The organism is Klebsiella sp. P1927, from assembly GCF_018204675.1.
Lineage (GTDB): Bacteria > Pseudomonadota > Gammaproteobacteria > Enterobacterales > Enterobacteriaceae > Klebsiella > Klebsiella pneumoniae.
In genome coordinates this window covers 2,019,195-2,032,734 of sequence record NZ_CP073377.1, presented here as the reverse complement: position 1 = coordinate 2,032,734, position 13,540 = coordinate 2,019,195, and the positions used below count along the sequence as shown (strand labels likewise).

10 protein-coding genes and 1 pseudogene are annotated in these 13,540 nt (G+C 57.6%); 8 read left to right on the top strand and 3 right to left on the bottom strand.

The genetic code is table 11. The features are described 5' to 3' along the window. Window positions 1–3: 3 nt before the first annotated feature. The 4 genes and pseudogenes from KB892_RS10250 (at window position 4) to KB892_RS10235 (ending at window position 4,353) form a co-directional block, all read left to right on the top strand. Window positions 4–1,185 (top strand): annotated as a pseudogene (locus KB892_RS10250) (acetyl-CoA C-acetyltransferase). 11 nt (window positions 1,186–1,196) lie between these two features. After that, window positions 1,197–2,120, top strand: coding sequence for a 3-hydroxyacyl-CoA dehydrogenase family protein (locus tag KB892_RS10245; RefSeq protein WP_004180252.1), 924 nt, complete (start codon window positions 1,197–1,199; stop codon window positions 2,118–2,120). A 44-nt stretch (window positions 2,121–2,164) separates the two neighbouring features. Beyond that, window positions 2,165–3,559: a GntP family permease gene (locus KB892_RS10240; RefSeq protein ID WP_014343147.1), complete on the top strand. Its 1,395-nt coding sequence runs from the start codon at window positions 2,165–2,167 to the stop codon at window positions 3,557–3,559. Between the two features lie 23 nt (window positions 3,560–3,582). After that, entirely contained in the window at window positions 3,583–4,353 is a 771-nt protein-coding gene (locus tag KB892_RS10235) for a 3-hydroxybutyrate dehydrogenase (protein WP_002908202.1), read from the top strand. 19 nt (window positions 4,354–4,372) lie between these two features. On the opposite strand, the gene KB892_RS10230 is transcribed toward KB892_RS10235, so the two are convergent. Beyond that, window positions 4,373–5,245 carry a LysR family transcriptional regulator gene (locus tag KB892_RS10230; protein ID WP_004145376.1) on the bottom strand — a complete coding sequence of 291 codons (873 nt, stop codon included), beginning with the start codon at window positions 5,243–5,245 and terminating at the stop codon, window positions 4,373–4,375. 106 nt (window positions 5,246–5,351) lie between these two features. Between KB892_RS10230 and budA the strand changes: the two genes are divergently transcribed. The 4 genes from budA to KB892_RS10210 all read left to right on the top strand — a co-directional run bounded on the left by budA (window position 5,352) and on the right by KB892_RS10210 (window position 9,649). Next, window positions 5,352–6,131: an acetolactate decarboxylase gene (gene budA, locus KB892_RS10225; RefSeq protein ID WP_004200173.1), complete on the top strand. Its 780-nt coding sequence runs from the start codon at window positions 5,352–5,354 to the stop codon at window positions 6,129–6,131. 9 nt (window positions 6,132–6,140) lie between these two features. Then, window positions 6,141–7,820: an acetolactate synthase AlsS gene (gene alsS / locus KB892_RS10220; protein WP_004200174.1), complete on the top strand. Its 1,680-nt coding sequence runs from the start codon at window positions 6,141–6,143 to the stop codon at window positions 7,818–7,820. A 23-nt stretch (window positions 7,821–7,843) separates the two neighbouring features. After that, the gene (locus tag KB892_RS10215; protein ID WP_004151179.1) at window positions 7,844–8,614 is read left to right on the top strand and encodes a (S)-acetoin forming diacetyl reductase; all 771 of its coding nucleotides are present in this window, start codon (window positions 7,844–7,846) and stop codon (window positions 8,612–8,614) included. A 393-nt stretch (window positions 8,615–9,007) separates the two neighbouring features. Then, entirely contained in the window at window positions 9,008–9,649 is a 642-nt protein-coding gene (locus tag KB892_RS10210; RefSeq protein WP_004200175.1) for a hypothetical protein, read from the top strand. Between the two features lie 128 nt (window positions 9,650–9,777). Here KB892_RS10210 and KB892_RS10205 read toward each other — a convergent pair whose 3' ends face one another. Then, entirely contained in the window at window positions 9,778–10,314 is a 537-nt protein-coding gene (locus KB892_RS10205) for a GNAT family N-acetyltransferase (protein ID WP_004189572.1), read from the bottom strand. A gap of 75 nt (window positions 10,315–10,389) precedes the next feature. Beyond that, window positions 10,390–13,506 (bottom strand): multidrug efflux RND transporter permease subunit KexD, encoded by a 3,117-nt coding sequence (kexD, locus tag KB892_RS10200; protein ID WP_004200176.1) that lies wholly within the window; start codon window positions 13,504–13,506, stop codon window positions 10,390–10,392. Window positions 13,507–13,540 lie beyond the last annotated feature (34 nt).

Sequence of the window (13,540 nt, the reverse complement as noted above, 5' to 3'; positions counted from 1 at the left end):
ACCATGACCGATATTGCCATTGTTGCTGCAGTACGCACCCCGGTAGGCAGCTTTCGCGGCGCCTTCGCCCCTCTTTCCGCCGTCGACCTCGGCGCGGCGGTGGTGCGCGGCCTGCTTGAACGCTGCCAGCTGCCTGCCGCAGCGGTCGACGAACTAATTTTCGGCCAGGTGCTTACCGCCGGCTGCGGGCAGAATCCGGCGCGCCAGACCGCGCTGCGGGCCGGCCTGCCGGTCGACACTCCGGCGGTCACCGTCAATCTGGTGTGCGGCTCCGGACTGAAAGCGGTTCAGCAGGCGGTGCAGGCGATCCGCTGCGGCGACGCCGGGATCGTTATCGCCGGCGGCCAGGAGAGCATGAGCAATGCTCCCTATCTGATGCATGGCGCCCGCGACGGCCTGCGTTTCGGCCACGCCAGCCTGCAGGACAGCATGATCCAGGACGGCCTGTGGGACGCCTTCAACGACTACCACATGGGCATTACCGCCGAGAACCTCGCCGACGCCTTCGACATCAGCCGCGAGCGCCAGGACGCCTTCGCCGCCAGCTCCCAGCGCAAAGCGGCGGCTGCTATCGCCGCCGGGCGCTTTCGCGAGGAGATCGTCCCGGTCAGCGTCCCGCAGGGCAAAAAGCCGCCGCGATTCGTGACTGACGATGAGCAACCGCGCCCGGAGACCAGCGAGCAGCAGCTGGCCCAGCTGCGCCCGGCGTTTCGCCCGGCTGACGGCAGCGTCACCGCCGGGAATGCCTCGTAGCTGAACGACGGCGCCGCGGCGGTCCTGCTGATGCGCGTCGATAAAGCGCGCGAGCTTGGGCTGCCGGTGCTGGCGCGCATTGTCAGCTCAGCGGTCGCCGGGGTCGACCCGTCGGTGATGGGCATCGGCCCGGTGAGCGCCTGCCGCCAGGCGCTGCAGCGCGCCGGCTGGACGCTGGACGAGGTGGACCTTATCGAAGCCAACGAGGCTTTTGCCGTCCAGGCGCTGGCCGTCGGCCAGCTGCTTGAATGGGACAGCGAGAAGGTCAACGTCAACGGCGGCGCCATCGCCCTGGGCCATCCCATCGGCGCCTCCGGCTGCCGGATCCTCGTCAGCCTGGTGCATGAGATGCAGCGCCGGGGCGCCAGCAAAGGGCTGGCAACCCTGTGCGTCGGCGGCGGCCAGGGCATCGCCATGACTCTACAACGTTAACAGGAGCCACTATGTTTACACCACGCCTGGCGGTACTCGGCGCGGGACTGATGGGCGTCGGTATCGCCTGCCATTTCGCCCGCCACGGTCACGCCGTCCGCCTGTATGACACCGATCCGCAGCGTCTCGCCGAGGTTCCGGCAGTGGCCAGCGCCATTCTGTGCGAGCTGGAGGCCAGCGGTCAACAGGATCCCGCCGACCGCGACGCGGTGCTGGCCCGTCTGACCCCCACCCCGACGCTGAATGCCCTGGCCGATGCCACGCTGCTGATTGAAGCGATCCCCGAACGGCTGGCGCTGAAGCACGCCCTGTACGCCGAGCTGGAAACGCTGATCGCCGACGAGGCGATTATCGCCAGCAACACCAGCGGCCTGCCGCCGGATCAGCTGGCGCAGGGCATGCGCCTCCCGGAACGGCTACTGATCGCTCATTTCTGGCATCCGCCGCACCTGATCCCGCTGGTGGAAGTGGTGCCCGGGAGCGCCACGCTGCCTCATCTGGCGCGCGAGGTGAGCGGCTTTTGCGCCGCCTGCGCGCTGGAGGCGGTGGTGCTCAACCGCGCCGCGCCGGGCTTTGTCGGCAACCGGCTGCAGTTCGCCCTGCTGCGCGAAGCACTGCATATCGTCCACAGCGGCATCGCTTCCCCGGAGGTGGTGGACCAGGTGATGCGCGCCTCGCTGGGCCGCCGCTATGCGATGGTCGGCCCGCTGGAGGCTGCGGACATGACCGGCCTGGCGACAGTCCAGGATATCTGCCAGCACCTGCTGCCGGAGCTGGCCAGCGGCACGGAGATGATGTCGCTGGTGGCGGAGAAAGTGGCGCGAGGCGACACCGGCGCCCGCAGCGGGCAAGGCTTTTACCGCTGGGACGAGGCCCGGCACCAGCGCATCCAGTCGCGCCGGGAACACCAGCTGCGCTTCGCCCTGAAACCCTAGTATCGCGTTCTGTACCCCTACAATAACAATGAGAGTGAGACGTCGTGATGAGTGTGATAATAGCCCTGGCCGCGCTGGCGTTACTGATGCTGGCAGCCTACCGTGGATACAGCGTGATCCTCTTTGCGCCGATCGCCGCCCTCGGCGCGGTGCTCCTCACCGACCCGGGCGCGGTCGGCCCGGCCTTTACCGGCCTGTTTATGGAAAAAATGGTCGGCTTTGTGAAGCTCTATTTCCCGGTGTTTCTGCTGGGCGCGGTATTCGGCAAGCTGATTGAGCTGTCGGGATTCTCACGTTCGATTGTCGCCGCCGCCATCCGCATCCTTGGGCGCCGCCACGCGATCCCGGTGATCGTGCTGGTGTGCGCCCTGCTGACCTACGGCGGGGTGTCGCTGTTTGTGGTGGCCTTTGCCGTCTACCCTTTCGCCGCCGAACTATTTCGCCAGAGCGGGATCCCCAAACGGCTGATCCCCGCCACCGTCGCCCTCGGGGCATTCTCGTTTACCATGGACGCCCTGCCCGGCACGCCGCAGATCCAGAATATTATTCCCACCAGCTTCTTCGGCACCAACGCCTGGGCGGCCCCCTGGCTGGGGCTTATCGGCTCGCTGTTCATTATCATCTTCGGTTTGCTGTGGCTGGAGCGTCAGCGCCGCAAAGCGCAGGCCCGCGGCGAAGGCTATGGGACCGACCTGCAAAATGAGCCGGAGACCCCGGATGACATCGATCTGCCGCATCCGTTAATCGCTATCGCCCCGCTGCTGCTGGTGGGGGTGCTGAATCTGCTGTTCACCCACTGGATCCCGCAGTGGTACGGCGCCAGCCATGAGCTCACCCTGCCGGGCCTGGCGAAGCCTGTCGTCACCGAAGTGGGGAAAATCACCGCCATCTGGGCGGTGCAGGCGGCGCTGCTCTCCGGCATTGTGCTGGTGCTGGTTTGCGGCTATCGCAATATCCGCGGCCGGCTGGCGGAGGGAAGCCGGACGGCGGTGGGCGGGGCTATTCTCGCGGCGATGAACACCGCCTCTGAGTATGGCTTCGGCGCGGTTATCGCCGCCCTGCCGGGTTTCCTGGTGCTGTCAAAAGCCCTCGCGGCCATTCCCAATCCGCTGTTAAACGAGGCGATCTGCGTCACGGTGCTGGCCGGGATCACCGGCTCGGCCTCCGGGGGGATGAGCATCGCCCTGGCGGCGATGTCCGAGACCTTTGTCGCCGCCGCCCACGCCGCCAATATTCCGCTCGAGGTACTGCACCGTGTCGCCGCCATGGCCAGCGGCGGCATGGACACCCTGCCGCACAACGGGGCGGTGATCACCCTGCTGGCGATCACCGGCCTGAGCCATCGCCAGGCCTACGGCGGCATTTTCGCCATCACGGTGATCAAAAGCCTCGCGGTACTGTTTGTCATTGCCACGTTCTATGTGACCGGCATTGTCTGATACCAGATTGAAGGAGTAATAAAATGAACTTACACGGTAAAACGGCGCTGGTCACCGGCTCCACCAGCGGCATCGGTTTAGGGATCGCCAAAGTGCTGGCGCAGGCAGGCGCCCAGCTGGTGCTCAATGGCTTCGGCGACAGCAGCCACGCCCGGGCCGAAGTCGCCGCGCTGGGCAAGATCCCCGGCTATCACGACGCCGACCTGCGCGACGTCGGGCAGATCGAAGCGATGATGCGCTATGCCGAAAGCACCTTCGGCGGCGTCGATATCGTGATCAATAACGCCGGCATCCAGCACGTGGCCCCGGTGGAGCAGTTCCCGGTGGACAAATGGAACGATATTCTCGCCATCAATCTCTCCAGCGTCTTCCACACCACCCGCCTGGCGCTGCCGGGTATGCGCCAGCGCAACTGGGGGCGCATCATCAACATTGCCTCAGTGCATGGCCTGGTGGCGTCGAAAGAGAAATCGGCCTACGTCGCCGCCAAGCACGCGGTGGTCGGGCTGACCAAAACCGTGGCCCTGGAAACCGCGCGCAGCGGCATCACCTGCAACGCCATCTGCCCGGGCTGGGTGCTAACCCCGCTGGTGCAGCAGCAGATCGATAAGCGCATCGCCGAGGGGGTCGACCCGGAGCAGGCCAGCGCGCAACTGCTGGCGGAAAAGCAGCCCTCCGGGGAGTTTGTCACCCCGCAGCAGCTGGGCGAAATGGCGCTGTTTCTGTGCAGCGATGCCGCCGCCCAGGTGCGCGGCGCCGCATGGAACATGGATGGCGGCTGGGTGGCGCAGTAAGCCGCTGGCGCCGCAAAGATCAGAACATCGCCAGAAAGCGTTTCACCGTACGCGAGCGCTCGAAGCGCCGCCAGGCGATGGCGATATCGGTCTTCAGCGGCGCCCCGCTAAGCGGGTGATAGCTGACGTTCGGCTGCTGGATGCAGGTCATCGACTGCGGAACCAGCGCGAAGCCGAAGCCTGCATTGACCATGCTCAGCGACGATGAAATTTGCGACGACTGCCAGGCGCGCTCCATATCGATCCCGGCGCGCAGGCAACTGTTATACACCAGCTCATACAGCCCGGGGGCCACCTCCCGCGGGAAGAGGATCGGCGCCACGTCGCGCAGCTGCTCCAGGGCAAGGGTCGGCTGCGTCGCCAGCGGATTATCGCGCGGCAGCGCGATAACCATCGGCTCCTCATCGATAATCCGCAGATTAAAGGCTTTACTGCTCTCGCACGGCAGGCGGACGAAGGCGATATCCAGCTCGGCCTCGCTCAGGGCGGTCATCAGATTGGCCATATTGTCTTCCATCTGGTGCAGGGTCACCCCGGGGTGGTCGAGCTGAAAACGGTGCAGCAGCGTGAAGATTTGCGGATGGAAAGCATCAGAACTGGTAATGCCTAGCGACAGGCTGCCGTTCATCCCGCGCGCAATGCCCTTGGCCTTCTCCAGCGCCGCATCGCTCATGGCGAGGATCTGGCGGGCATCCTCATAGAAAGACTCTCCCGCTTCCGTCAGCTCCACCCCGCGGGTTAAACGCCGGAACAGCGGGGTCCCCACTTCGCGCTCAAGCCGCTGAATTTGCTGACTTAACGGAGGCTGTGAAATACCCAGCTCCTTGGCGGCCTGGGTGAAGTGCCGCGTCCTGGCGACGGCGACAAAATAGCGAAGATAACGAAGTTCCATATCGAAAACGTCTCAAACCAGCATGGTTTCTATATTGGAACTGTGAGCTGAATCGGGTCAACATTTATTTAACCTTTCTTATATTTGTTGAACGAGGAAGTGGTATATGAATCATTCTGCTGAATGCACCTGCGAAGAGAGTCTATGCGAAACCCTGCGGGCGTTTTCCGCGCAGCATCCCGAGAGCGTGCTCTATCAGACATCGCTCATGAGCGCCCTGCTGAGCGGGGTTTACGAAGGCAGCACCACCATCGCGGACCTGCTGAAACACGGCGATTTCGGCCTCGGCACCTTTAATGAGCTGGACGGGGAGCTGATCGCCTTCAGCAGTCAGGTCTATCAGCTGCGCGCCGACGGCAGCGCGCGCAAAGCCCAGCCGGAGCAGAAAACGCCGTTCGCGGTGATGACCTGGTTCCAGCCGCAGTACCGGAAAACCTTTGACCATCCGGTGAGCCGCCAGCAACTGCACGAGGTGATCGACCAGCAAATCCCCTCTGACAACCTGTTCTGCGCCCTGCGCATCGACGGCCATTTCCGCCATGCCCATACCCGCACCGTGCCGCGCCAGACACCGCCGTACCGGGCGATGACCGACGTCCTCGACGATCAGCCGGTGTTCCGCTTTAACCAGCGCGAAGGGGTGCTGGTCGGCTTCCGGACCCCGCAGCATATGCAGGGGATCAACGTCGCCGGGTATCACGAGCATTTTATTACCGATGACCGCAAAGGCGGCGGTCACCTGCTGGATTACCAGCTCGACCACGGGGTGCTGACCTTCGGCGAAATTCACAAGCTGATGATCGACCTGCCCGCCGACAGCGCGTTCCTGCAGGCTAATCTGCATCCCGATAATCTCGATGCCGCCATCCGTTCCGTAGAATGTTAAGGGGGTCACATGGACAAACAGTATCCGGTACGCCAGTGGGCGCACGGCGCCGATCTCGTCGTCAGTCAGCTGGAAGCTCAGGGGGTACGCCAGGTGTTCGGCATCCCCGGCGCTAAAATCGACAAGGTCTTCGATTCACTGCTGGATTCCTCCATTCGCATTATTCCGGTACGCCACGAAGCCAACGCCGCATTTATGGCCGCCGCCGTCGGACGTATTACCGGCAAAGCGGGCGTGGCGCTGGTCACCTCCGGTCCGGGTTGTTCTAACCTGATCACCGGCATGGCCACCGCGAACAGCGAAGGCGACCCGGTGGTGGCCCTGGGCGGCGCGGTAAAACGCGCCGATAAAGCCAAACAGGTCCATCAGAGTATGGATACGGTGGCGATGTTCAGCCCGGTAACCAAATACGCCGTCGAGGTGACGGCGCCGGATGCGCTGGCGGAAGTGGTCTCCAACGCCTTCCGCGCGGCCGAGCAGGGCCGGCCGGGCAGCGCGTTCGTTAGCCTGCCGCAGGATGTGGTCGATGGCCCGGTCAGCGGCAAAGTGCTGCCGGCCAGCGGGGCCCCGCAGATGGGCGCCGCGCCGGATGATGCCATCGACCAGGTGGCGAAGCTTATCGCCCAGGCGAAGAACCCGATCTTCCTGCTCGGCCTGATGGCCAGCCAGCCGGAAAACAGCAAGGCGCTGCGCCGTTTGCTGGAGACCAGCCATATTCCAGTCACCAGCACCTATCAGGCCGCCGGAGCGGTGAATCAGGATAACTTCTCTCGCTTCGCCGGCCGGGTTGGGCTGTTTAACAACCAGGCCGGGGACCGTCTGCTGCAGCTCGCCGACCTGGTGATCTGCATCGGCTACAGCCCGGTGGAATACGAACCGGCGATGTGGAACAGCGGCAACGCGACGCTGGTGCACATCGACGTGCTGCCCGCCTATGAAGAGCGCAACTACACCCCGGATGTCGAGCTGGTGGGCGATATCGCCGGCACTCTCAACAAGCTGGCGCAAAATATCGATCATCGGCTGGTGCTCTCCCCGCAGGCGGCGGAGATCCTCCGCGACCGCCAGCACCAGCGCGAGCTGCTGGACCGCCGCGGCGCGCAGCTCAACCAGTTTGCCCTGCATCCCCTGCGCATCGTTCGCGCCATGCAGGACATCGTCAACAGCGACGTCACGTTGACCGTGGACATGGGCAGCTTCCATATCTGGATTGCCCGCTACCTGTACAGCTTCCGCGCCCGCCAGGTGATGATCTCCAACGGCCAGCAGACCATGGGCGTCGCCCTGCCCTGGGCCATCGGCGCCTGGCTGGTCAATCCTGAGCGCAAAGTGGTCTCCGTCTCCGGCGACGGCGGCTTCCTGCAGTCGAGCATGGAGCTGGAGACCGCCGTCCGCCTGAAAGCCAACGTACTGCACCTGATCTGGGTCGATAACGGCTACAACATGGTGGCCATTCAGGAAGAGAAAAAATACCAGCGCCTGTCCGGCGTCGAGTTCGGGCCGATGGATTTTAAAGCCTATGCCGAATCCTTCGGCGCGAAAGGGTTTGCCGTGGAAAGCGCCGAGGCGCTGGAGCCGACCCTGCACGCGGCGATGGACGTCGACGGCCCGGCGGTGGTGGCCATCCCGGTAGATTATCGCGATAACCCGCTGCTGATGGGCCAGCTGCATCTGAGTCAGATTCTGTAAGTCATCACAATAAGGAAAGGAAAATGAAAAAAGTCGCACTTGTTACCGGCGCCGGCCAGGGGATTGGTAAAGCTATCGCCCTTCGTCTGGTGAAGGATGGATTTGCCGTGGCCATTGCCGATTATAACGACGCCACCGCCAAAGCGGTCGCCTCCGAAATCAACCAGGCCGGCGGCCGCGCCATGGCGGTGAAAGTGGATGTCTCCGACCGCGATCAGGTGTTTGCCGCCGTCGAACAGGCGCGCAAAACGCTGGGCGGCTTCGACGTCATCGTCAACAACGCCGGCGTGGCGCCGTCCACGCCGATCGAGTCCATTACCCCGGAGATTGTCGACAAAGTCTACAATATCAACGTCAAAGGGGTGATCTGGGGCATCCAGGCGGCGGTCGAGGCCTTTAAGAAAGAGGGTCACGGCGGGAAAATCATCAACGCCTGTTCCCAGGCCGGCCACGTCGGCAACCCGGAGCTGGCGGTATATAGCTCGAGTAAATTCGCCGTACGCGGCTTAACCCAGACCGCCGCTCGCGACCTCGCGCCGCTGGGCATCACGGTCAACGGCTACTGCCCGGGGATTGTCAAAACGCCGATGTGGGCCGAAATTGACCGCCAGGTGTCCGAAGCCGCCGGTAAACCGCTGGGCTACGGTACCGCCGAGTTCGCCAAACGCATCACCCTCGGCCGCCTGTCCGAGCCGGAAGATGTCGCCGCCTGCGTCTCCTATCTTGCCAGCCCGGATTCTGATTATATGACCGGTCAGTCATTGCTGATCGACGGCGGGATGGTGTTTAACTAATAAAAAAAAGCTCTGACATGGCTTGCCCCTGCTTTCGCGCAGGGGCTTTTTTTTGGTTTGTAAGTGTAAGCATCCCGGGGAAACGAAGCATCAATATTTGCGGGCTTCTGGCGTTCCTACTTGCGCTTCTGGCACGACGTGGGCAATCTGACTGGGATGAAGGTCTGATTTGAGCGAGGAGCGGAAGTTCGGGAACGGGATAGCTCCATTGATGACTTTATGCTACGTGTTAAACCACAGGTAATGGAGTTGCTGCCGGAGAAAGTAGTATTCTTTAGACTGAGATCTTTTGAAAGGAACAGTAGTTGCTATAAAATTGAGGAACCAAATTCTTTAGCTTTTAAAAAATAAAATATTATCTCTTTTAGAAATTAGATAAGCAGGAGAAAAGCTATGATATCGGTAATAAAGGACCTATTTAGTAACCAAGTGGTTTCCGCAGTCATTCTTACTATCATTGGAGCGATTACAAAAAAGTATATTCAGTTTCATCGCAGAGACTTTTTTTCACGCTCATCCTCCGAGCAGATAAAAGCAGTCGAATGGCTTAGAACCTCTTCTGTACCCATCTCCGATCCGTTAGCAAAGGCGGAACAGCAGTTCCGCCTACAGTCATTCGGACTGCATAGAGATTGGCATTTATCTTATAAAATCATATGCTTGAGTTCCGATTATGCACAGTCATTGATTCCGTCCTTGAAGGCAGTCTTGCGTTATCAGGGCATGTACACAATTACTAACGGGAATATATACCCTCATAAATTCCATAAGTGGATAATACCTTTTGTGTTAATATCGTTGCTATTATATATCGGTGCTGAGATATACAGAGGTTCTTCACAGAGTGATGGTATAGAGATTTTGAAATCTCTATACGTCGTTATTGTGGCTTTTATAGTATGGTGTTGGGTCGCTGCTTGTGCTCTGAGAGTATCAAGCATCAGTAAAAAGCTCAATGCCTATATCCCACCCGCAAACGATTTTAAATCCAAGACATACGATTTCAGTTCAATACTCAATAATAGATATCCCTAGCCTGGCTGATCTGCTTCCCGTAAATACTGATACCTGGCAGTAAGCGAGATCCGCTTCTGGCACGGCGCGAACTGTTAACTGAGCCAAAGGTCCGCCATGAGCGAGGAGCGGACATTTTTCTTCGTCCTCTACTTCGTCCATTCTTTATGCAGTAACGCATAGATGTATGTGTCGTCATACCTTGCCTTACCCTCCTCGTTTTCAAAGGAGACAAATTCTTTAAAACATCCTTCACGTCGCATAAGTAGTCGCTCGCATAGTTTTTGAGAGGAGTAATTATAATCTTCCACCCAGGCATACAAACGTCTGGCGCCTTTTACTTTAAATAAATAATCAAACAGTGCAGCAACTGACTCGCTTGCATATCCCTGATGTTCAAAACGTTGATTAAAATGCCAGCCTACTGACCAGGTATTGTTGTCTGGTTCGTTGCTATTGTCCGCAAAAAGATGTCCGATTAACGTATCGGTTTCTTTTAGACAAACGGCAAACTGTGTTGGGTCAGAGGCTCGTTTAGCCACGTCGACCTCTGCCTCAGCGAGTGAATGTAACTTTTCATCCTTAAAGCAAGGAGTACGTGGTGAAGAGAGGTAATCGAAAAGAGCTGCCGCATCCTCTTCCTTAAAATGGCGAATGATTAATCTTTGAGTGGTAATGATGGTCATAATGTCCTTGATAATGTAATGCCAGCCAGTTCAGCAAGAAGTCTGCTTTAAACTGGCCGGAACACAGGGCAGAGATTAGCCGTTCCGGCTATTCCCCAGTCTGTATTTTCGCATGCCTGTAAATCGTGTGATCGTCACGAAAAATACCGGAACAAAAAAAATGGCCAGTAGCGTTCCGCTAATCATCCCGCCGAATACACCGGTACCAATCGCATGCTGCGTGCTGTCGCTGGCTCCACTGGCAAGCATCAGCGGAACAACACCTAATGTGAAAGCCAGAGAAGTCATCAGAATTGGCCGTAAGCGTAGCTTTGCAGCCGTCAATGTCGCGTCAATAAGACTCTTTCCTTCTTTCATCAATTGTCTCGCGAACTCGATAATCAGAATCGCATTTTTGGCGGAAAGTCCAATCAGGGTTATCAGACCCACTTTGAAAAAGACGTCATTCGTCATATTCGTAACGGATACGGCCAGCACAGCGCCGAGCAGCCCCAGAGGAACAACGAGCATGACCGCGAAGGGAACTGACCAGCTTTCGTATAGAGCAGCCAGCACCATGAATACCACCAGTACCGAGAGCACAATAAGACCCGGAAGCTGTGATGCAGACTCTTTTTCCTGTAACGAACTTCCCGCCCACTCCCCGGCGAACCCCGGTGGTAAGTGCTTAGCCAGATTGTCCATTGCCGCCATTGCGGTACCTGACGATTTTCCCTGTGCGGCACTGCCGGTTATGCGTATGGCAGGATATCCCTGATAGCGTATCAGTTGCTGCGGTGCAACATTCCACGAAAGCGTTACAAAAGTGGATAACGGAAGCATCTGCCCCAGACGGTTTTTAACAGACAAAGCCAAAAGTTGTTCAGGCTGCATCCGGTATGGCGCATCCGCCTGGACGATAACCTGCTGAACCCGACCATTATTGGTATAGTCATTAACATAATTGGAACCTGCTGCAACGGAAATGGTTTGATTTATTTCATCAAACGAAACCCCCATGGCTTCCGCTTTTTCCCTGTCGACATGCAGGGAAAGGCTTGTTCCCTCACCAAGTCCATCAATATAGACATCGGCAAGGTGAGGATTATGATTTGCCTGTACAATAAGCTCATCGGCCGCCTTTTTGAGTGCCTGATAGCCTTTCCCCCCTCTGTCCTGTAAATAATAAGTGAACCCGGATGAGGTTCCCATATCAGAAATAGCCGGAGGCAGCAGACTCATCGTTACGGCGTCAGGCACGTTTGCCATTTGGGACCGAATATGGTCAGCTTCTTCCTGTGCCGTGGTTCCTTTGCGTTGTCTCCAGTCCTTGAGGGTGGTGAATGCCATGGCCGAATTTTGGCCTGACCCTGAAAAACCAAATCCCAGAATCATAATGTTACTTTCTACCGCCTGCCGATGGGCGATCTCCTCTTCAAATGTATCGACGACCTTAAGCGTCCGCTGCATCGTGGCATCAGAAGGAAGCTGGATTGAGGACATAAAATAACCCTGATCTTCATCGGGTAAAAATGATGATGGTAAGGTGGACAGCCCGGCAAACAATGCCAAACATAATGCAGCGTAGATCATCATCATACGGCCAGTACGCTTCAGTACAAATCCCAGACCAGTGGCGTAAAACGAAGTCAGGCGATGAAAGTGAGCGTTAAACCACGCTGAAAATACGCTGCTTTTACCCTGATGAATACCATGTGGTTTGAGCAGGGTTGCACAAAGCGCAGGCGTTAACGTCAGCGCCAGGAATGCCGACAGTAAAATGGATATCGCCATCGAAATGCTGAACTGTCGATAAATAATACCCACAGAACCGCTGGCAAAGGCCATTGGTATAAACACCGCAGTGAGCACCAGCGTAATACCAATGATTGCCGGCGTAATTTCACGCATCGCTTCTCGCGTTGCATCCTGTGGAGACATTTTTTTGTCTTCCATCAGTCGTTCGACGTTCTCCACCACAACAATAGCATCGTCAACAATAATCCCTATGGCCAGTATCATTCCAAACATGGTTAAAATATTGATGGAATAACCGCTTAATAGCATTACGGTAAATGTGCCGAGCAGCGCCACGGGTGCCACAATCGCAGGAATAAGCGTACAGCGTATCTTGTGAAGGAAAAGCAGCATCACGAAAAAGACCAGAACCATGGCTTCAACAAATGTCTCAACTACCTTCAATATCGATAGCTTTACAAATGGAGCCGTATCGAAAGGCACGGTGAATGTCATTCCCTCGGGAAGCACACCGGACAGTTCTGTTAACCGCGCGCGGATACCCGACGCAGTACTAATCGCATTTGCGCCAGGAGACAACTGAATGGCGGCAGCCGTTGCAGGCACGCCATTTTCACGGATGCCAAATGCGTAACTTTGCAACCCGGATTCCACGCGGGCAACGTCTGCCAGTGTCACCCGGGCGGCTGAGACCTGTGATTTAATCGTGATATTGCGAAATTCTTCAACCGAAGAGAGCTGCCCTTTTACCGTTATTGGATAGGTCACCTCTTGACTGCTCGTCGCGGGTTCATCTCCGGTTCTGCCCGGTGAAACAATCACGTTTTGTTGACTGATGGCGCTTAATACATCCGTAACAGAGAGCCCATAGCTGTGTAATTTCATCGGGTCCAGCCATATGCGGAGTGCCTTTTCTCCGCCAAAAAGCTGGACTTTACCTACACCAGGTACGCGACGGAGTTCATCAGTAACATTCCTTGCAAAATAATCGCTTAAGTCAGCTTCCTGATAGGCTCCGCTTGGCGATTTTAACCCCACCATCATTAAAAAACCGGAATTAGCTGCCTCAACATTTATCCCATTCTGTCTTACCGACTGCGGCAGGCGAGATTCCACAATTTTAATTTGGTTTTGCAGATCCATCTGGGCGAGTTTGATGTCGGTGCCGGGTTTGAAAGTTACCGTAATTGACGCCATCCCTGTCGTGTCACTGGAAGATTCAAAATAGAGTAAATTGTCAACACTCGAAATTTCACGCTCGATCAGAGACACGACGGATGTGTTCATCACTTCCGGGCTAGCTCCAGGGTAACTCACTGAAATGATAATACCGGGTGGCGCAACTTCAGGGTATTGCGCAACCGGTAAACGAGGTATGGACAACAGTCCCGTCAGAACAATAAACAGGGCAATAACCCATGCGAAGATGGGGCGCTCAATGAAAAAGTGCGGCATCAGGTGTACTTCCAGTCAACATACAAAGGGTAAA